Source organism: Pseudomonas sp. 58(2021) (genome assembly GCF_017491585.1).
Classification (GTDB): domain Bacteria; phylum Pseudomonadota; class Gammaproteobacteria; order Pseudomonadales; family Pseudomonadaceae; genus Aquipseudomonas; species Aquipseudomonas fluorescens_BT.
This window is the reverse complement of the sequence record NZ_JAFGYZ010000003.1, coordinates 235654-254177: the sequence shown is the minus strand read 5'-3', so window position 1 is coordinate 254177 and position 18524 is coordinate 235654. Positions and strand designations below refer to the sequence as shown.

General features: G+C 56.4%; 15 protein-coding genes and 1 pseudogene. 4 read left to right on the top strand and 12 right to left on the bottom strand.

The annotated features are described in order from the left end of the window. Window positions 1-204 precede the first annotated feature (204 nt). Window positions 205-1194 (top strand): annotated as a pseudogene (gene ilvA / locus J5M72_RS04805) (threonine ammonia-lyase, biosynthetic); the annotation flags it as partial. Window positions 1195-1220: 26 nt separating this feature from the next. On the opposite strand, the gene eco reads toward ilvA, so the two are convergent. Continuing rightward, window positions 1221-1706 (bottom strand): serine protease inhibitor ecotin, encoded by a 486-nt coding sequence (gene eco / locus J5M72_RS04800; protein WP_207864374.1) that lies wholly within the window; start codon window positions 1704-1706, stop codon window positions 1221-1223. Between the two features lie 371 nt (window positions 1707-2077). Here eco and J5M72_RS04795 point away from each other — a divergent pair, with 371 nt between their 5' ends. Then, the gene (locus J5M72_RS04795; RefSeq protein WP_207864367.1) at window positions 2078-2347 is read left to right on the top strand and encodes a DUF1652 domain-containing protein; all 270 of its coding nucleotides are present in this window, start codon (window positions 2078-2080) and stop codon (window positions 2345-2347) included. Here the strand turns inward: J5M72_RS04795 and J5M72_RS04790 are convergent. Then, window positions 2344-2742, bottom strand: a complete 399-nt coding sequence (locus J5M72_RS04790) for a hypothetical protein (RefSeq protein WP_207864365.1) — start codon at window positions 2740-2742, stop codon at window positions 2344-2346. The two genes, J5M72_RS04795 and J5M72_RS04790, sit on opposite strands and share 4 nt — an antisense overlap. A 91-nt stretch (window positions 2743-2833) precedes the next feature. Next, window positions 2834-3103 (bottom strand): DUF2790 domain-containing protein, encoded by a 270-nt coding sequence (locus tag J5M72_RS04785; protein ID WP_207864364.1) that lies wholly within the window; start codon window positions 3101-3103, stop codon window positions 2834-2836. Window positions 3104-3594: 491 nt separating this feature from the next. On the opposite strand from J5M72_RS04785, the gene J5M72_RS04780 reads away from it, so the two are divergent. Further along, a complete protein-coding gene (locus tag J5M72_RS04780) occupies window positions 3595-3891 on the top strand; it encodes a hypothetical protein (RefSeq protein WP_025109577.1) in 297 nt (98 codons plus the stop codon). Window positions 3892-3990: 99 nt separating this feature from the next. Here the strand turns inward: J5M72_RS04780 and J5M72_RS04775 are convergent, their stop codons facing one another. Genes J5M72_RS04775 through J5M72_RS04750 form a run of 6 tightly spaced genes read right to left on the bottom strand, consistent with a single transcriptional unit; the run spans window position 3991 to window position 13413 of the window. Next, window positions 3991-5019 carry a sel1 repeat family protein gene (locus J5M72_RS04775; protein ID WP_243433205.1) on the bottom strand — a complete coding sequence of 343 codons (1029 nt, stop codon included), beginning with the start codon at window positions 5017-5019 and terminating at the stop codon, window positions 3991-3993. Beyond that, window positions 4965-5936, bottom strand: coding sequence for a sel1 repeat family protein (locus tag J5M72_RS04770; RefSeq protein WP_347709511.1), 972 nt, complete (start codon window positions 5934-5936; stop codon window positions 4965-4967). Before J5M72_RS04770 ends, J5M72_RS04775 begins: the two co-directional genes overlap by 55 nt. 5 nt (window positions 5937-5941) lie before the next feature. Continuing rightward, window positions 5942-6940: a sel1 repeat family protein gene (locus J5M72_RS04765; RefSeq protein ID WP_207864362.1), complete on the bottom strand. Its 999-nt coding sequence runs from the start codon at window positions 6938-6940 to the stop codon at window positions 5942-5944. A gap of 16 nt (window positions 6941-6956) precedes the next feature. Continuing rightward, window positions 6957-10487 (bottom strand): LysM domain-containing protein, encoded by a 3531-nt coding sequence (locus J5M72_RS04760; RefSeq protein ID WP_207864360.1) that lies wholly within the window; start codon window positions 10485-10487, stop codon window positions 6957-6959. Between the two features lie 29 nt (window positions 10488-10516). Next, entirely contained in the window at window positions 10517-11374 is an 858-nt protein-coding gene (locus tag J5M72_RS04755; protein WP_207864358.1) for a DUF4123 domain-containing protein, read from the bottom strand. Next, entirely contained in the window at window positions 11365-13413 is a 2049-nt protein-coding gene (locus J5M72_RS04750) for a type VI secretion system tip protein VgrG (protein WP_207864356.1), read from the bottom strand. The genes J5M72_RS04755 and J5M72_RS04750 overlap by 10 nt, the downstream gene beginning before the upstream one ends. A gap of 361 nt (window positions 13414-13774) precedes the next feature. Here J5M72_RS04750 and J5M72_RS04745 point away from each other — a divergent pair, with 361 nt between their 5' ends. Next, window positions 13775-15076: an OprD family porin gene (locus J5M72_RS04745; protein ID WP_207864354.1), complete on the top strand. Its 1302-nt coding sequence runs from the start codon at window positions 13775-13777 to the stop codon at window positions 15074-15076. A 143-nt stretch (window positions 15077-15219) separates the two neighbouring features. Here the strand turns inward: J5M72_RS04745 and J5M72_RS04740 are convergent, their stop codons facing one another. The 3 genes from J5M72_RS04740 to xylB are packed head-to-tail and all read right to left on the bottom strand — an operon-like array spanning window position 15220 to window position 18333. Beyond that, window positions 15220-15840: a hypothetical protein gene (locus tag J5M72_RS04740; protein ID WP_169430337.1), complete on the bottom strand. Its 621-nt coding sequence runs from the start codon at window positions 15838-15840 to the stop codon at window positions 15220-15222. Between the two features lie 44 nt (window positions 15841-15884). Beyond that, on the bottom strand, window positions 15885-16823 hold the full coding sequence (locus J5M72_RS04735) for a carbohydrate kinase (protein WP_207864352.1): 939 nt from the start codon (window positions 16821-16823) through the stop codon (window positions 15885-15887). A gap of 13 nt (window positions 16824-16836) precedes the next feature. After that, window positions 16837-18333: a xylulokinase gene (gene xylB / locus J5M72_RS04730; protein ID WP_207864350.1), complete on the bottom strand. Its 1497-nt coding sequence runs from the start codon at window positions 18331-18333 to the stop codon at window positions 16837-16839. Between the last annotated feature and the right edge of the window lie 191 nt (window positions 18334-18524).

The window sequence follows — 18524 nt, the reverse complement described above, 5'->3', positions numbered from 1 at the left end:
GCTGCAAAATTCACCATTGACTTGCCCGCAGCGCCCGGGCTAATTTCGAGCCCATGACTTCCACCGTACTGCGCTGCCAGCCAAGCATTATTACCGCCATTCCTCATTTGGCGGGCTAGCTCACGACTGCAGCACCCAACCCGCCCTAGAGGCGGGTTTTTACTTTCTGTCTCCGGGGTCTGAATAAAAAGTCAGGAGACGACCATGCGCCACAGCCCCGACCAGAAAGCCTTGCTTGAACAGTACGTGAAAAAGATCCTCGCCGCGCCGGTGTATGAACTGGCGGTGCGCACGCCGCTGCAACCTGCGCCGGCCCTGTCCGGAACACTGGGCAACAGGATCCTGCTCAAGCGCGAAGACCTGCAACCGACGTTCTCTTTCAAGATCCGTGGTGCGTACAACAAACTGGTGCAATTGAGCGACGCGCAGAAGGCCTGTGGCGTGATCACGGCATCGGCGGGCAATCATGCGCAAGGCGTAGCGCTGGCGGCGCGTGAGCTGGGCATTGCCGCGACCATTGTCATGCCGGCGACCACCCCGGAACTGAAAGTGCTGGGCGTCAGCAGTCGTGGGGCTGAGGCGCTATTGCATGGTGAAAGTTTTCCGTTTGCCCTGGCCCACGCGCTGCAACTGGCCGCGGAGACGGGCCGAACCTTCGTCTCACCATTCGACGATCCCGATGTGATCGCTGGCCAGGGTACGGTCGCCATGGAAATCCTGCGCGAGCATCAGGGCGCACTGGACGCGATCTTCGTCCCGGTGGGCGGTGGCGGGTTGATCGCGGGCATTGCGGCGTACGTGAAATACCTGAGGCCAGAGGTGCGGATCATCGGTGTCGAGTCGGAGCACTCGGCCTGCCTGAAGGCTGCCATGCAAGCGGATGAGCGAGTGGTGCTGCCCAACGTAGGCACATTCGCCGATGGCGTGGCGGTGGCGCAGATCGGCGCCTATGGATTCGAGGTCTGTCGCTTCTGCGTGGATGAAGTGATCACCGTCAGCAACGACGAACTCTGCGCGGCGATCAAGAATATCTACGACGATACCCGCTCGATCACCGAGCCTTCCGGCGCGTTGGCGGTTGCGGGCATCAAAAAGTACGTGGCGCAGACCGGCGCACGGAATCAGACGCTGATCGCCATCGATTCCGGCGCCAATATCAACTTTGACAGCTTGCGTCACGTCGCCGAGCGAGCGGCGGCGTGTGGTGTTGTGGCTTGAGATTATTCGGGAATGGCCACGCCAATCTTGTCGGAAGCCGACCAGATACGAAAACGCACTTCAACGTCCTGCGGTGCGTAAACCACGATCGGCAGTTTGCTGTTGTAGCGAACGGTGAAGCCGTCACCGATCACCGGTACGAACGCGCGTTTTTTCTGGGTGCCGGGCGGACAAGCCATCAGCGTGCTCATCGGGCCGCTGACTTTTTCCAGGCGGTAGAACGGATAGCCCCAGCCTTCCAGGTTTTTCTCTTCAAGGGTGCCGCCCAGACGCTGGCGGTTGCAGTCCACCTCGAGGGTCTTGCCGGCAAGAATTTCGACTTTGAAGTTTTCTTCCTGGGCCTGTTGCGGCAGGTGGATCACCTGGCGAGTGAAGCCTGCTTCGGCCTTCGGATAAGGCGCGGTGTCTTCAAGTTTGGCGGCGTGGGCGAGGGTGGACAGGCTGGCGAGCATCAGGCCGGCAGTCGCGTAAACAGTGAAATTTCCCATTGAAGCCTCCTGGCGGGTGTACGTTGGTTGACGGGCATTCTCACTGTCACAGGCGATGAATGCAAACCGCCAGCCGCTTGCAAATTGCAGTGCCTGCACAATCGAATCTTGCATTTTGCAACTGGCCAGTTGCCTGCCTTTTCGCCAAGCCATTGATTTGCAAGGAGGTGAATGCGACCCGATGAAAGGCACGTTTTATGCGTCGATTTGGTGCGGCGCACCGAGTTCGGGCGCCTACACTCCAATGGGCATTTCGCATCACAGCCGCTTGTCACACCCAAGGATTCAGCGGGGATACACCCGTGGGAAGCCGTGGCAACGGTCGACGTGAATACTTGATTGGCAGTCTCACAGTAAGGAGAGGTTTCGCCATGTTTCTGTCTGCCTTGGAACTCCGCAACATCATTGAAAGCAGCTTTCTGCCGAAGCGCTGCCAGTGCACGCTGTCCCCGGATCTGTCGATGACCGTCAAGGTCTATGGCGATCACCAGACCGACCAGGTTGAGTTGCAGGTGAGTGGCATCGATGCCAGTCACTTGAACAGCTGTCGCGAAATCAATGGCCTGATTGCCGGGTTGCGTTCTGATCTGGCGCAAAACGCGACAAGTCAGCCCTATACCCCGCGATCGAAAGTCGTTTAACGCACCGTTTCACCCAGTTCGACCGTCACGCGCCGGGCCTGCAAGAAGCCAAGGCCCAGCGCGAACTCGACCAGCACCGCGAGCAGAATCCCGGGGCCGGCGTGGCCGTTGAGCCATTCAGCGAACCCCAGCACCGCCAGACCAAAACAGCCGACGATAAAACCGTTGTTCATTGCATTGCGCGCGATCGACACCGGCGCGTTGCGCACCAGATAAAACATCACTCCCAACGCCGCGAACAGCACCGCCATGCGTCGTGCGACAAATCCTGCTGCCTCGGAGTATTCAATGCTCCAGATCGAAAGCAGTACTTGCGGTACGAGGCCCCAGGCCAGCGCCAACATAAAACACAGGGAAAAGGTGATGGTCGATAACGTGCGAAACGACAACTGCATGGCGAATCCTTGCGGCAGTGAGGAGGGGCCCCGAGCATACCCTTCGAGACCCGTGCTCGCCTACCGCAAAGGCGCAAATCAGAGCTTTCTGTCAGTTCTGGAAGTTGCAGGCGTCAGACATTTTCCGGTAACTGATTTCCTCGGGTTTGCCGGCGTTGTCGAGGTACTTCATGTCGGCGGTAATGACCTTGCATTGCTGCGTCTGCGGCTCGGTCATCGAGATCACTTTGCTGACGTGCAGCGGCATGCCGTATTCGTAAGGCACAGCCTTGGCGTTGGTGGACGTGTCATTGGCCTGGGCCAGCCCGGCAAACGCGGTGCAGGCGAGGGCGGTGGTGAGCAGGAACGGACGAATGTTCATGGAGGGACTCCGTGCGACGGAAAGAAAGCCCGGCGTGAAACACGCCAGACCTGCCGCACTGGGCGTCAGCATCAGCTGAGAACGTGCGGATGAGTAGAGTCTTTGACCACGGCGTTAAGCGAGGGTTAACCCGGCTGAATGCCGGCTGTCTGAAGGGGGATTGTTTCTCGGGGGATTCTCGGCGCCTTCCTACAGGAACCGGTGCCTTGTCTGCTTCCGGTGGCTGGAGCGGGGCGGTTATGGTTTGGCGTCGCTGCAAAATCAGCGACTTAGGTTTGGTCACCTAAAATAACAGCCCTCACAAGTGTGCCATTATTCGCTCCGTGGACATCTATGTCCTCGAAGTGCATTGCAGTGGCGGCTGTGTGCAGGGTCGCCTTCGGGCGTGCTGAGTTGGGTTGTTCTCGGTTGACCAAGCCTGCGCACAGTCCGCCTCCCCATCGTTTGGTCACGGTGTCGGCGGTTACTTACAACCTAATCGAGTAATTCCAATGCCAATCCTGAAATTAAGCTCCGCCCGCTATCTCCCGCTCAACAGCGGCGTCACCGACAGCGCACCGCTGGTCATCGACACCCAAGCCAACCCGAAAGACCTCTTCGAAGCCGCCGTGCAACGCATCCGCGCCGCAGCCGACCTGCTCGAAACCCTGCATTGCCTGTGCTTCAAGCACGCCGACGTCCAGGACATCCCCCACATCACCCATGCGCTGTACCTGCTGACGCAGGATGGCAGTGATTTACTTCAGGTTGCCCAGCAGAAAATGTTGAACTGGCAGGCGCCGGTTTGACGCTGTAACTAAAAAGCGGAAGGAGTGAGGCATTAATGCATTTCACTCGTTCCGCTTTTTCTATACGCGACCTTCCGAATTCCGTAGGAGAACTTTGAACTAGTTTCCAAGCTTGTCAGGGAAAAAGGAGAGCGGCGGGTGGGTGGCTTTCCATTCTTTAGCCACTATCTTTGATTCTTCGATTTGTTCGGGTGTCATCTTTTCAGCGATCATTTCTATTTTCTGGTCAACATAATCCTTAATTCCACCGGCATCCTTTAACTCTTTCAGTAAATAGAACATTGCATACCCTTTCACTAAATCCAGTGGGTAGCCCACTCTATCGGGCGTATGCGAAATGTAGGCGCCATAGTTACTCATGGCTTCTGGTTCACCAGTTTCCGCGGCAACTTTAAGCCAGTAATGGACAGCCTGTCTGTCTCCTTCATTCTCAAGGATTGCCAAGTAGTTATTCATGGCTAGAGGGTAGCCGCCCTCTGACGAAAGCCTAAACCAGTTACGAACTGATTCGTCGCGTTTGCCGGGGATAAAAAAGAATCCTCGCCCTTGGCGCTCGCCCACTGCCATCCAATACTGCGCAAGTGCATAGCCAGCTTTCGCAGACTTCTCAAGCCATTCGTAATCCAGTGTTATTTCATACATCAAGAACAAAGACTCCGCGTCACCCTTGTTGGCGTTTTGCAGCGTTAGTTCTCTCGCATAGCTTAGCCATTCGGCGGGAGTCCTGGCACTGGCGGGACAATTTTCCATGATCTTGCATAAGTCTGTATCTTTACGGCCTAACTGAATCATTGCGTATATGGAACCATTCGCCGCAGCTGTTTCATACCAGTGCCATGCTTCTGGCGTCATATAGCGATTGCGTTTTCGCAGAGCTTCTGCCAGGTAGTACTGTGAATCGACATTTCCAGACAAAGCCTCCTTTTTCAATGCAGGAAAGGCAGCGTCAAATTTTAACTGGTTGTATAGAATCACCCCGGCAGAAGGTGCTTGCTTTTGCTGTTGACCTAGACTGGCCTCGCTGAGAATTAAAAGTGATGTGGCAAAAAAATATGTTAACAATTTCATTGAAATTAGCGACCCAGCTTGTCTGGGAAGAAAGAAAGAGGTGGATGAGTCTTCTTCCATTCTTTTGCCACTCCTTCAGCCTGCTCAATTTGTTCTGGTGTCATTTTTTCAGATATTTTTTCTATTTTTCTATCAACGTAGTCTTTTATTCCACCAGCATCTTCAAGTTCTTTGAGCAAGGAGAAAAGAGCGTAGCCTTTAACGAGGTCCAACGGGTAGCCAACACTATCTGGAGTATGTGAAATATAGGCGCCATAGTTGCTCGTAGCTGTTTGATCTCCGGTTTCTGCTGCCACTTCAAGCCAATGGCGAACGCTGCTCATGTCTCCCTCTTCGTACAGCATTTGCAGGTAATCCATCATGGCTTTAGGATTGCCTCCCTCAGATGAGAGCAGTAGCCATTTTTTGACAGACGCATCACGCTTACCTGGAATGAAAAAGAAGCCTTCGCCCTGTCGCTCGCTTACTGCCATCCAGTATTGTGCAATGGGATATCCAGCCATTGCCGACTTTTCTAGCCAGTCACGATTTAGCGTTATTTCATACATTAGATATAAAGATTCGGGGTCACCTTCATTGGTTTTTTGAAGTGCTAAGCCTTTTGCTTTTTCAAACCAGTCAGCAGGGCTTTTCTCGCCCAATGGGCAATTTTTCATTTGTTGACAGAGGTCGTGGCTACTTCGGCCCAGCTGGATCATCGCATAAATGCTGCCGTTATTCGCAGCTGTCTCATACCAGTGTTGCGCTTCGGAAGTCATATAGCGATTGCGCTTCCTAAGAGCCTCACCCAAGTAATACTGTGACTCCACGTTTCCCGATTGTGCTTCCTTTTCCAGCTCGGAGATAGCTGAGCTAATTTTAAGCTGGTTGTACAAGCTCACGCCTAAAGTTGGCCCGCTTGCTTGTGGGGTTGCCAAGCTGGTCGCAGCATAGACGGCAACGGTTAATGCCAAAACAAGGTGGCGTATCAGCAGCACTGGTGTTAGTTACCTAGTTTGTCAGGAAAGAAAGAGAGTGGCGGGTGGGTGGCTTTCCACTCCTTTGCCACGGCTTTTGACTGTTCAATCTGCTCGGCAGTCATCTTGCTTCCAATTTCTTCGAGTGTGTCCTGCACGAAGTCCTGAATGGCACCGCCCCCATCCAACTCTTTCAGTAGACTGATTAGGGCATAACCCTTGACTTGATCCAATGGGTAACCAACTTGGTCAGGTGCATGGGCAATGTAAGAGGCATAGCTACTGATTGCTTTTTGATCTCCCGTTTCAGCTGCGGCTTGAAGCCAATGTCGAACCCCCTCAAGATCACCTTTTTTATAAAGAATCTCAATGTAGTCCATCATCGCTTTAGAGTTTCCACCTTCTGAAGACATTTTCAACCAACGGCTAACGGCCTGCTCGCGGCTTCCCGGTATAAGGAATAAACCCTCACCCTGTCGATCACCGATGGCCATCCAGTATTGTGCAGGCGCGTAGCCTGCATTTGCAGATTTTTCTAACCAGTCACGATCGAATGTTATTTCGTACATCAGATATAAGGATTCTGGATCTCCTTCATTTGCTTCCTTTATAACCTTGTCTTTGGCCTCTTTTAACCACTCGGCGTTTGAATGCTTGCTAGGGGCGCAATTATTCATTTTTTTGCAGAGGTCGTTATCTTGTCGGCCTAGCTGAATCATTGCAAATACGGACCCATTATTTGCGGCTTCTTCATACCAACCTTGAGCTTCATTGGTCATATAGCGATTCCGCTTTCGTAGAGCTTCGCCTAAATAGTATTGAGAATCTACATTTCCAGCTTTGGCCTCTTTTTCTAGTTGCGGAATAGCGGCGTCGATTTTCAGTTGATTGTATAAAATTATCCCGAGGCTCTGGCTGGAGCCCTGTTGGATATTTGAGTTTAAGTTGTTCGTTTCGGTGCTTTGAGCTTGTAGGGGCGCAAAAAGCAGTATTAGTAGCAATAGGATTGGATTGGAAATCTTCATTTTTTTGCAATGCTCATTAGTAGCTTCTAAGGAACGGTGACGCGCCGCTACTGGAGTAGCTAGGACGAGGGATGAAATTTCTTCGGCAATACTCCGAAAGGTTTGCGCCGAGAAGTTCCACGTGTTTTTTGTAACGCTCTCTCGCGCTGTTGCTTTGTTTGTCTAGTAAATTCTGAACACCCTCTGCCATGAAACTATCCAGAGCAAATCGATTCTTGCAGTAGTCTTGCTCTGAGTCTGTGGTCTTTATCCCAAACTCATTCATCGACATACATGCTATCTCAAATTGACTTTGTGCCTTGTCAATAGTGTTGCTGCTTTCTGCATTTTTAACTATCCAACCTAGAATTCGCTCAATTGCTTTCTGCTGAAGCGCATGAGCTTCCGATTGAGAGTATGTTCGTTTTGATCCTTCGCCATTTACAGTAAATGCTTCAGGTGGGCTAATTAGCGTTCTAAGTAGTGGGCCCAATGCACTAGGGATTGCGTTAATACACCAATCTTCTAGCTCGCTCTGGTTGCCGTACTCAACAACCGCATCCGCGATCGCTCCCCCTTTGCCACTCCGAGTCAACGCTTCATACAGACTCATCACAACATCCCAGCGCATCATATACGCCATCGCCACATTCAACCCAGCAGCGCCCAATGCGTTAAGCGCTGAGGCATATTCACTCGCCTCTGGATCCATCCACTCGACTTTACGGCCTTTGGTTTTATGCAGTTCCTTGCGATACAAGTTGATGATGTCAACCACCGCCTCATACCCAATCTCGAACTTAAAGCTGCCGTTAGCACCAGGCCCCAGTACCACTGCCGCTTTCAGGTTGAGAATAAAGCGCCCGTTATCGAGGGATATCTGCGCGGTTCCCTGGAATCCCGCACCCAACGCAACCCCTACAGACCCACTCAGCTTGGCGAGCGTCAGCCATGGGTTGGTTTTTTTCGCGTCTTTGTCGCTGCCGATGCCCATGGTGGGTGCGGTGCGCAGTGCGACGAGGTCTTTGGGTGGGGCCCAGTTCAGTGCGCCGGTGAGTTCGATGGCCGCTTGCAGACCTCCGAAAACGTTGAAGGTGGCCTTTGCCCCGTTTTCAATTTGCACATTGGCTTTTTTGCCGGTGAGTACCTGGTCTGTGCTTTTGGTATCGACATAGGTACCGGACGTTGATTTGTGTTCAAGGTCGGGGGTAGGGCTGTTGTCACCGCTGTCGGCCTTGGCCTTCTTGGCCGCATCGTGATCTGCACGTTCTTCTTTGGCCGAGGCGTCTTCGCGCTGTGCGCGTTTGACGGGGCTGAGGGATGCTCCGTATTTGACGTTGCCGAGGATGGGGTTCAACTCGACGGTACCGGCCAGCAACAGCGACGCGCCAGCGTAGCCCCAGGCCTTTACACCAAAGTGAAAGGAAAACCGGCCAAAACTCATCTGCTGGGCTTTGCCGTCCAGAAGGTAATCCAGGGTGATGTCTTTGGCGCTTTCCTTGGCGGGCATGTCGACCTTCATCAACTGCACTTCGCCGCGGGCCAGGTCGAGGCTCAAACCCATGTTGGCCGACATCTGAAAGCCTTCGGCGGCGCTCATTTTTGGACCTTCCAGCTTCACTTCACCGTGAATGCTTGGCTGGGGAGGGGTCAGGCAGCGGACGAATTGAGCCTGAGGGCTGTTATCGAACAGTCGGATTTTGCCGCGCACACTTTTCTTGAAGACCAGTTGCTGAAGGTGTTTCCCCCAACTGGTCAATGTTGCACTGTTCTCCAGCTCAGTGACTTTGTAGCCCTGCTTTTTCAGATAAGCGTAAAAGTCATTGGCCTTGAACCAGCCTTTTTCATCAAAACAGTCACCTACCTGATCATTGAACTTGATCGCACCCTGCGCAAGAAGCCATTGGCGGAACGAGCTGGATTCACTGTTTTTATCCGAGTCTTCTGTGGCATCGGTCGGTAAGCTTTCGCCGATCTTCTTGGGGGACAGGAGGGCTTTTTTTCCATCTTCCTTGATGATTTTCTTGAAGTCTTTCAGGTTCGTCATGCTGAACCAGCCCAAGGGCGTGCCCTTGGCATCGGAGAGGCTGACTTCACGCAAAGGAAACCCGGGTTTAACCATGCGGTCGACGGGTTTGGGCTGGAACTCTTCCGGTTCCCAGATCAGGTGGCGTCCCGGTTTGGCGGCGATCACATTCCGCTGGGCTGTTGCCTGCAGGTCGTCCTTGATTTTCTGCAGGCGATCCCACTCGGCTCGCTCGACATCAACCAGGCCCGCCGGCGCCTGGGCATTTTGCCCGGTGGCTTCGATCCAGCGTTTGTATTTTTCCTGGAGCTGTGCGGTTATTTCCGCCTGTTTCTTCTCGGTGTCCATGTACAACTTGAATTGCGCAATGCCCGATGGCAGGCCGTCACTGATCAGCGCGAACTCTGGAAGCGCGATACCGTATTCTGAAACTCTGATAATGGATTCGGTGTAATCGTGGTAATTCAGCGCGTCGGCGTTCTTGTGCAACGTGTAAACGTAAGCGAATAGGTCGGCGGTGCAGTCGGTCATGCCGGTGCAGATGTTCTCGTAACTTTTTTTCTTCTCAGCGAGGGCCTTGGCGACATCTTCGAGTGACACCTGCTTGAAGTCTTTATTGGCGAATAGCTTTTTCCGGGCTTCGAGATACGCTTGCACGCGGGCGCGGGCTTCAATTGCATCCTTGGAGTACAACGTCCCGCTTTCATAGGAGTAGCCTTCAAGCTTTGCAGCCGCTACTGCTTCTTTTTTTAGCGCACGCCACTCAGCCCGCCGTTTGTGAAAGTCGATGATTTCTTTGTGGATACTTTGCTGAACAGCGTTGTCCGCATTCAAGCGATCCAAGCGGGAATCTGGAGTGTCCTCCTGAGGAGGTTGTGCAGGAGCGGACCCGGGTTTGTTTCGATTGGCTTCGTTCTGTCTCTTTTTGGCAGTGGCGGGATCAATTTCGATCTCATCGCCCATCGCTTCGAACTCTTCCATGCGGGCACGCTTTGCGCCTGTGAGGAAGTTGCTCAACTTGGGTTCGAGGAAGTACTCGAGCAGACCTGACTCTTGCAGCCCGTTGAGGCGCGCATCGCGGGCCTTGTTCGGCGCAATCATTTTCTCGAGAGTGAGCATCGATTCTTTAATGGCAGACACTGCACGCTCGGGCAGCAGCCAGAACTCTTGTTCCTCTGTTGCATAAATGGCGCTGGCAAAGGTTTTGCTGCAAGGAGGGGCATGCGGCTTGAAGGTCTTCGAGGCTTTGTCTGGAGCGTCCTTGACGGGGTCCAGTTCAACCAGGTCCTCAGCCGTGCACTGAGCTGACGCATCGGGAGATGCCTGGGCAGGTGCTTGAGACGCAGCGGGTGCCTCAGCGGCCGGTTTGGCTGACGCGGCTTGGGCGCTTTTCGGTACGCTCAGATTCCATCCGACCTTGACGTTGTCCGGATTGGTAATGAAGGGATTGAGTTGGCGCAGTTGCGCCACGGTGCTGTTGTAGCGCGAGGCAATCTGGCCCAGGGTTTCGCCGGGCATGACGGCGTGATTCGTGATTTCCATGGTGATTCCGTTCTGTTGTCGCGTCGCCGTTAACGTTGGGCGACGGCGGCTGATTCCAGGAGCCGATCTACTTTGATAAACGACTCATCCTTTGATTGCAGGATCGCCATGATCTCAGGCTGTGTTTCAAACAGTGGACCGTTTACGGCATGACCCAGTTTGAGCAGGTGGTCGCCGTCATAAATGTTGTTGTTGAGCAGCAGGTCGAGATTGTCAGCAATATCGTTCAAACGATCCTCGCCGGGTTCGCCAAACGCCTCGTACTCTTCATCCACCCAATACACCCATCCAAGGCGCGCCTGAACTTGAGCGGCCGCCATTGGAAGGTTGAATGCCGCATGGTCACCCGACCATGTCGATTCCGCGTTAGCCACCCAGGCTAACCATGGACCACGTTGCTGGCCAAAGTTTCCTGGCGCGGGGGCGTAAACGGCCGACCAGCAACCCAACAACTGATCGAAAGTCTTTTCGGCGGTGTAGGCCAGTGCTGCCCACAGGCTCGGCTTGTGGTAACTCAGCAAACTTTGCCCTCCGGAACCGTCGTTGGCTTTGAGCAGCCAGCGTGCATGAGCCAGGGCTTTTTCCGGGGCAGGTGTCGAGATCGCAATTCCCGAAAAGTGTTCTTCACAGAGTTTTGCAGCTTCTGCAGCCAGTTTGCTGCCTCGGGGGGCGACCAGCCACAAGGGGCCATCGGGTATCTCGACGAATTCCGTTCGGAAAAACAGCCCTTCGCAAACTACGGGCTCACCCACCCGGTAGAGCCGGCTCATGGCTTGTGGCTGAAGCCCCTGGTCGATGATGAAACACAGCGATGGGTTCGCTGCCGGCAGGTCCGAGAAGTTGTAGCGAGGCTCTTCCAGCAAAGCACTCAGCGCTTTTACATGCATGTGCAATCCTTACGGCTGCAAGCGCCGTTACTCTGTTTTCCGCACAGCGGTGTGATGCCTGATTCGTTCAGGCGAGCGGGCAGCGGTGCTTTCGCGGCCTTATCCGCATCCACCACCTTCATCGGCCCGGGCAACAACGGTGCTGCCGGTGTACCCACGCCCGGGGCGCCGCCGGTGTTGATCTTCACTTCGGCGCCGCTGATGGTCACGCCGCCGGCATCGGCTTTGACGAAGCTGCCGCCAGCCTTGGCGGTCAGTTCCATCGCACCTTCGATCACGACTTTCTGGCCGGCGTAGTAGTGGATCTCGGTTCCCGCTTCGACCAGTTGCGCCGTGCCGACCTTGAGGTGCTGGGTCACGGCGACGGTCAGGTGATCGTTGGCGCGCATTTCACTGATGCGATCCAGGTGAGTGATGCGGTGTTCTTCGACCTTGAACTCGCTGTAGGTGTTAGCTTCGACGGTGTCATGCCGTTCGTTGCCAACGCGAATCTTCTGGTCGTGCTCGATGTTCTCGTCCCAGTCGCGCTGGGCGTGGATGTAGATCTGTTCCGCGCCTTTCTTGTCTTCGATGCGGAATTCGTTGTAGCCCTTTCCGCCCGGTGAACTCAGGGTCTTGAAGGTGCTGCGGGTCTTGTTCGCCGGCAGGTCGTAGGGGACGACGTTTTCCTTGTGGTACAGGCAGCCGGTCACCAATGGCTGGTCGGGGTCGCCTTCAAGGAAGGTCACCAGCACTTCCATGCCGATGCGTGGGATGGCGATGCCGCCGTAGGCTGCGCCGGCCCAGCCGCTGGCGACGCGCAGCCAGCAGGTGGTCTTGTCGTCGGCCTGGCCGTCGCGGTCCCAGTGGAATTGCACTTTCACGCGGCCGTACTGGTCGCAGTGGATTTCTTCGCCGGCGGGGCCGGTGACGATGGCGGTCTGGCTGCCGAGGACTTTCGGTTTCGGGTGTTCGAGGGCAGGGCGGTAGTGGGCGTCCCACGGGGTGGCCACGAACGAGTTGCGATAGCCCTGGTGGAAATCGCTCTTGTTGTCGGTGACGTCGCTGGTGACGTTTTCGCCCAGCACTTGCGGCTGTTTGCCTTCGTGGAAGATTTCCAGCAGCAACCACAGGTCGTTCCATTCGGCGCGGGGATGCTCGGCCAGGGTCAGAAAGTGGCCGCTGGTCAGGGTCGGCTCATCACCTTTGCCTTCGGCGAGTTTGTAGTCGCTGCGATGGCGTTCAAGCGCTCGGGTCGAGAGGAATTTGCCGCGCTCGCGCGTGGTGAAGCGGCCCGGGTAGTCGTAGTCTTCCAGGTCCGGCATGAATTCGGATTTGACGGCACCTTCGGGCAGGATCTTCGGTTTTTCGAAATCGTAGTCGCGGCGGCTGACGCGGCTGGTGCGGGTTTCCAGGCGCAGGTTGAAGCGCTTGATCACCGGTTTGTCGGCGGTCATGCCGGAGTCTTGCTGGTAGTTCACCGGTTTCAGTTTGCGGAACACGGTCTGGTCATCGCCGAACACCAGTTTGTGGCCGCTGCTGCTGTGCTGGAAGTGGAAGTGAATGCCTTCCTCTTCGCACAGACGCTGGATGAAATGCAGGTCGGATTCGTCGTACTGCACGCAGTACTCACGCTCCGGATACTCGGCGCCGAGCTGGAAGCTGTAGGCGTCGGCCAGGATCCCGCGATCTTCCAGCACCTGGGCAATGATCTTCGGCACCGTCATCTGCTGGAAAATCTGCTGGTCATGGTTGTGCCGCAGGTAGGCCAGTTGCGGCACCAGGCTCAGGCTGTAGCGGGTCAGGGTCTTGCCGGAGTCGCCTTGCTCGATGCGATACACCTGGCCATGAATCTTGCCCTCGCCAGTGGCGCCGAAGGTCAGGCAGCCGGGCTTGTGCAGGAGTTCTTCAAGGTTGAGGTCGGGACGGGCGCTGACCAGTTCGAGGTCGAAACGGAACGGCTCGTTGAGGGCTTCGCGACCGGTGAAACTGAGGACTTGCAGATCGGCCGAAGCGCCTTCGAGCGTGAGGGTAATGTGGGTAGCATTGGCGTCCAGCATGCCTTGTTTTCCGTCCTTTGGATTAGCGTGGGCGGATGGTGCAGGATTAAACCGCCTCGTTCAAGGCGCAAATGCCGTAGAAGCACAGGCCTCAAGCCATAGGGAAAACCCTTAGGCCGGTTGTGTCCCCCCGTGAAACGGGCACTTGCCCGCAAGAGACTCCGTGCAATCGCCACCATCAGCGTTCAAGAACAACCAGTCAGTTTCAGACTAAAGTCGCCTGTAGCACGTCAAAGCCATCTGCCATCATTGCCGTTCACCCCCGCGTGTTCACTGCCTTCCGGTTCTTCATTGTTCCGGGACGGGAGCTATTTCAGTTTGTTTGCGCCCCCGCGCAATCGTTGTTCTGTTGGAGTTTTCAATGCGTCCCCCATTTCCCCTCATCACCCCGCGCCAGTCGCTTGGCTTCGGAGCCTTCGTGCTGTGTGCCGGTTTTACCGCACAGGTCCAGGCCAGCGGTTTTTTCGAAGACACCACTGCGAAGATCGAGTCGCGCACGGTGTACTTCAACCGCGATTTCCGTGATGGGCACACCACCAGTGATCAGGGCGCGTCCAAGCGCGAAGAGTCTGCGCAGGGTTTCATTCTCAATCTGCAATCGGGCTACACCGAAGGCACCGTCGGTTTCGGCATTGATGCCCTGGGCATGGCGGGCTTCCAGCTCGATTCCAGCCCCGACCGCAGCAACAGCGGCCTGCTGCCTTCCAGCGGCGATAACCCGCGTGGCTCGAAAGGTCAGTACGCGAAAATGGGCCTGACCGCCAAGGTGAAAGTTTCGGACACGGTGTTGAAATACGGCGCATTGCTGCCGGATCTGCCGTTGCTCAAGTACAACGACGGCCGTCTGCTGCCGACCATGTTCAACGGCGCGATGCTGACTTCAAAGGAAGTGAAGGACCTGACCTTCATGGCTGCACGTCTGGACAAGTACACCGCCCGGGACTCGACCGATTCCCAGGACATTCGCGTGCACTGCAAGAACAAGCGCTATGCCTGCAACACTACCGCCGATCATTTCGACATGTACGGCTTCGACTACAAGATCAACGATCGTCTGACGGCGCAGTATCACTACGCCGAACTGGAAGACATCTATCGCCAGCACTTCGTGGGTCTGTTGGCCAATCAGCCGCTGGGTGACGGCGTGCTGAAAGCCGATCTGCGTTTGCTGAAAAGCGCTGACAGCGGTGATGCGAAAGCGGGCTCCATCGACAACCGCGCCTTGAGCGGCATGCTGTCCTACGGCATCAGCGGTCACACCTTCAGTGCCGGCTGGCAGCGCATGAACGGCGACAATTCGATGCCGTATCTGGATGGCAGCAACCCGTACCTGGTGAACTACGTGCAGGTCAACGACTTCGCCGCCGCGCAGGAACGTTCCTGGCAGCTGCGTTACGACTATGACTTCAAGGCGATCGGCATCAATGGCCTGAGTTTCCTGACCCGTTACGTGAACGGTGACCATATCAAGGTGCCGGGCAGTGATCAGGAAGGCAAAGAGTGGGAGCGTGACAGCGAGTTGAAATACGTGATTCAGACCGGCACGTTCAAGGACGTCAGCCTGCGTTTGCGCAATGCGACGTACCGCACCAACTACGAGAAGTTTGCCCGGGATGTGGATGAGACCCGGTTGATTGTGAGTTACAACTTTTCGGTGTTGTAACCGTTAGAACTGCAGAGCCTGTTCAATTGCTTTCGCGAGCAGGCTCGCTCCCACGGGGATCTTCAGCGGACCCAGGATATGTGTCCGACGCAGATATCAATGTGGGAGCGAGCCTGCTCGCGAAGGCGTCTTTGCCGTCTTCGCTATAGCCAATGCCAGAACCGGCTCCAGAACCCGCGATTCAGATCATCCTTGCACGCTGCGTATTGCTGGCCGTACATGTCCGAGCGGTTCTGCACCTTGCGCGCCACCGGCGGCAGCCACGCTTTGCTGGCATAAGTCTTCTGGCGAAAACCGCCCCAGCCTTCGTGGTAGTTGAGGTACTGGTTGTAGGCGTCGTACTTGTACACGCCGTTGATCGAAGTGGTCTTGTCCATGTACCAGCCGACGAAGTCGATGGCGTCGTCGAAGTCTTCGCGATCGGCGCCGTGGCGGCCGGTGCTTTTCTGGTAGTCGGACCAGACTTCATCCTTGGCCTGCGCATAGCCCGACGCTGTCGTGACGCGGCCCCACGGGATCACCCACAGCAGGTATTTGCGCGGCGTCTTGGCGTCGTAGCGGTAGCCGGACTCCTGATACATGATCGCGAACGGCACCTGGATCGGTACGCCCCAGCGCTTTTGCGTGACTTGCGCCGCGTCGTACCAATCACTCTTTTCCCGAAAAATCTCGCAGAGGTTTTCCGGCGAACGCGGCGGCGATGTTCCGCAGCCGCTCAACAGTGTCGCCAGTACCAACAGTCCAACCGTGCGCCCCGAATTCAAAAGCCGTCATCCCGTCGTGCAAAAAAGGGCGCCAGTCTACGCGGTCAGGTCAACTGGTGGCGATAAGGCAAATCCGGACCTGTTTTGCTGCATGTAAGGGCGGCGGCCTGTACGGCAAACCTGAGCATGGCGTCGATTTGTTCGCGGCCGAGGTGCTGAACACCCTCCACCGAATCCAGCTCATGCTCGGTCAGCCAGGTGATCAACGCGGCCTGGAAAGTATCCCCCGCGCCGACGGTATCGGCGATCTTCACTGAAGAGGCCGGCACCGACCATGAACCGTGAGCACGGCTGAACACGGTCGCGCCTTCACCGCCACGGGTCAGGAAAACCACCTGACAGCGATGCTGCAGCCAGCCTTCGATGACGCGTTGCGGATCCTGCTCGGGATACAACAGGCTCAAGTCCTCGTCGCTGACCTTGATCAGATCCGCCAGTTGCACCAGCGTGGCGATCCGCTCGCGCCACAGGTCGATGTTCGGCTCGGGGTTGAGGCGCACGTTCGGGTCGAGGCTGATCAGGCGTTTGCCGCTTTCACGCTGAATCAGCGCGAGCAGGGTATCGGCCACCGGTTGCACCACCAGTGAGAAGGAACCGAAGTGCAGGCCGCGCACTTGCGGGCCCAGCGTCGGCAGATGTGCCTGACTCAACTGCCGGTCGGCGCAACCTTCGCCACGGAAGCTGTAATGGGGCGAGCCATTGGCGCCCACCGCGACCATCGCCAGGGTGGTCGGCGCGGCGAAATCCACCAGGTAATCCGGACGGACGCCTTCATCCTGCAGGACTTGATGCAAACGTCGACCGAGGTAGTCGGTGGACAACCCGGCGAACAGCGCCGAGTCCACACCCAAACGGCGCAAACCCACCGCCACGTTGAACGGCGAGCCACCGGCAATGGCCTTGAAATTGACTTTCGATGCCTGTCCGCCGGCATCGTCTTCGCTGAAGAAATCGAACAGCGCTTCGCCACACACCAGGTACATAGTTGTTTGCTCTTTATAAGGTTGCGACATGCAGTCGATAGCGTTCATAGGCCTGCTGGAAGGCCGCGACATTCGCGGCAACCGGCAGGGTTTCACTGTTCAGGTCGAGCTTCACGCAGCGCTCGCACAGGTCGGCCAGGGTGTCTTCGTGGCCGTTCGACCACGACTTGCACCACGCCGCCTGAATCGCCGCGCCGAGGGCGGCGGCTTCGCTCTGCTCGGTGCAGATCACTGGGGTGTTCATGATGTCGGCGACGATCTGCCGCCACACCGCACTTTTCGAGCCGCCGCCGATCAGGCAAATGCTGCGGCTTTGTAAACCATTCTGGCGCAGCAGATCCAGTCCATAACGCAGGCCGAAGGTGGTGCCCTCAACCGCAGCGCGGCACAGATTGGCCCGGGTCAGGTTATCGATCGTCAGGCCGTGCAGGCTGCCGGTGGCGTGGGGCAGGGGAGGCACGCGTTCGCCGTTGAGGAACGGCAGCATGCTCACGCCTTCAGCGCCAATCGGCGCTTGGGCCACCAAGGCGTTGAAGGTATCAAGGTCAAGATCGAACAGTTCGCGGATCGCCCCGGTGGCATTGGTCAGGTTCATGGTACAGATCAACGGCAGCCAGCCGCCGCTGGACGAGCAGAAGGTCGCGACCGAAGCGTCCGGGCTGACCTTCGGCGCTTCAGCGTAGGCGTACACCGTGCCGGAAGAGCCGAGGCTCATGGTGATCGCGCCCGGCTGAATATTGCCGGTGCCGATGGCGCCCATCATGTTGTCGCCGCCACCGCTGGACACCACCGCGTTCGGGTTGATGCCCAGCTGTTCGGCGATTGCGGGCAGGATCGTGCCGACTGCTTGATGGGCGTCGATCAGCTCTGGCAGCGCGGATTGCAGACGACCGCTGGCATCGATGTCGCGCAGCAGCTGCAAATCCCATTGGCGGGTGCGCACGTTGAAATAGCCGGTGCCGGATGCATCGCCGTATTCGCTGCACGCACGGCCGGTGAGCCAGAAATTAAGGTAGTCGTGGGGCAACAGAATCCGTGCGATTCGGGAAAACGCGTCTGGATGCTGTTCTTTGGTCCACAACAGTTTCGACACGGTGTAGCCCGGCGCGATGACCACGCCGAGGCGTTCCAGCGAACCGTTTTCGCCGCCCAAATGAGCCAGCAGACGGTCGTTTTCAGCCGTGGTTTCGGTGTCGCACCAGAGCTTGGCCGGGCGCAGGACCTGACCTTGATCGTCGAGCAGCACCAGCCCGTGTTGCTGGCCGGAAACACCGATGCCGAGAATCGCCTGACCGTCGACATTCGCCGCCAGCAAGGCGCGGCGGGTGGCGAGGGCGAAGGCTTCCAGCCACTGGTGGGTGTCTTGTTCGCGACGGCCGTTGGCGCCGCTGATCATCGTGTGGGCGGCGGCGCCCTGGCCAAGAACCTGACCGCTGACAGCGTCGAGGATGATGGCTTTGGTGCCTTGGGTGCCGCAGTCGATGCCGAGGAAGAGCTGTTGGTTGTGCATGGTGTGAACCTGTTGGTTTTTTGGCGACTTCTAAAGCCACCCCTCACCCCAACCCTCTCCCCAGAGGGGAGAGGGGGAAAGGGAGCAGATTGTGGAGCCTTTCAATTCCTGAGTTCGACTCAAAACGTTCAGGTCGATGTATCTCGAAAGAGAACCTCGGTCAGTTCCCTCTCCTTAAGGGGAAAGGGAGC

What these genes read in the sequence shown, in the direction of transcription:
- J5M72_RS04775 (WP_243433205.1), bottom strand. Translation starts at nt 5,019, where the DNA reads ATGGAAGAAGACTCATCCACCTCTTTCTTTCTTCCCAGACAAGCTGGG.
- J5M72_RS04780 (WP_025109577.1), top strand. Translation starts at nt 3,595, where the DNA reads ATGCCAATCCTGAAATTAAGCTCCGCCCGCTATCTCCCGCTCAACAGC.
- J5M72_RS04745 (WP_207864354.1), top strand. Translation starts at nt 13,775, where the DNA reads ATGCGTCCCCCATTTCCCCTCATCACCCCGCGCCAGTCGCTTGGCTTC.
- J5M72_RS04760 (WP_207864360.1), bottom strand. Translation starts at nt 10,487, where the DNA reads ATGGAAATCACGAATCACGCCGTCATGCCCGGCGAAACCCTGGGCCAG.
- J5M72_RS04765 (WP_207864362.1), bottom strand. Translation starts at nt 6,940, where the DNA reads ATGAAGATTTCCAATCCAATCCTATTGCTACTAATACTGCTTTTTGCG.
- J5M72_RS04755 (WP_207864358.1), bottom strand. Translation starts at nt 11,374, where the DNA reads ATGCATGTAAAAGCGCTGAGTGCTTTGCTGGAAGAGCCTCGCTACAAC.
- J5M72_RS04795 (WP_207864367.1), top strand. Translation starts at nt 2,078, where the DNA reads ATGTTTCTGTCTGCCTTGGAACTCCGCAACATCATTGAAAGCAGCTTT.
- eco (WP_207864374.1), bottom strand. Translation starts at nt 1,706, where the DNA reads ATGGGAAATTTCACTGTTTACGCGACTGCCGGCCTGATGCTCGCCAGC.
- J5M72_RS04785 (WP_207864364.1), bottom strand. Translation starts at nt 3,103, where the DNA reads ATGAACATTCGTCCGTTCCTGCTCACCACCGCCCTCGCCTGCACCGCG.
- xylB (WP_207864350.1), bottom strand. Translation starts at nt 18,333, where the DNA reads ATGCACAACCAACAGCTCTTCCTCGGCATCGACTGCGGCACCCAAGGC.
- J5M72_RS04735 (WP_207864352.1), bottom strand. Translation starts at nt 16,823, where the DNA reads ATGTACCTGGTGTGTGGCGAAGCGCTGTTCGATTTCTTCAGCGAAGAC.
- J5M72_RS04790 (WP_207864365.1), bottom strand. Translation starts at nt 2,742, where the DNA reads ATGCAGTTGTCGTTTCGCACGTTATCGACCATCACCTTTTCCCTGTGT.
- J5M72_RS04750 (WP_207864356.1), bottom strand. Translation starts at nt 13,413, where the DNA reads ATGCTGGACGCCAATGCTACCCACATTACCCTCACGCTCGAAGGCGCT.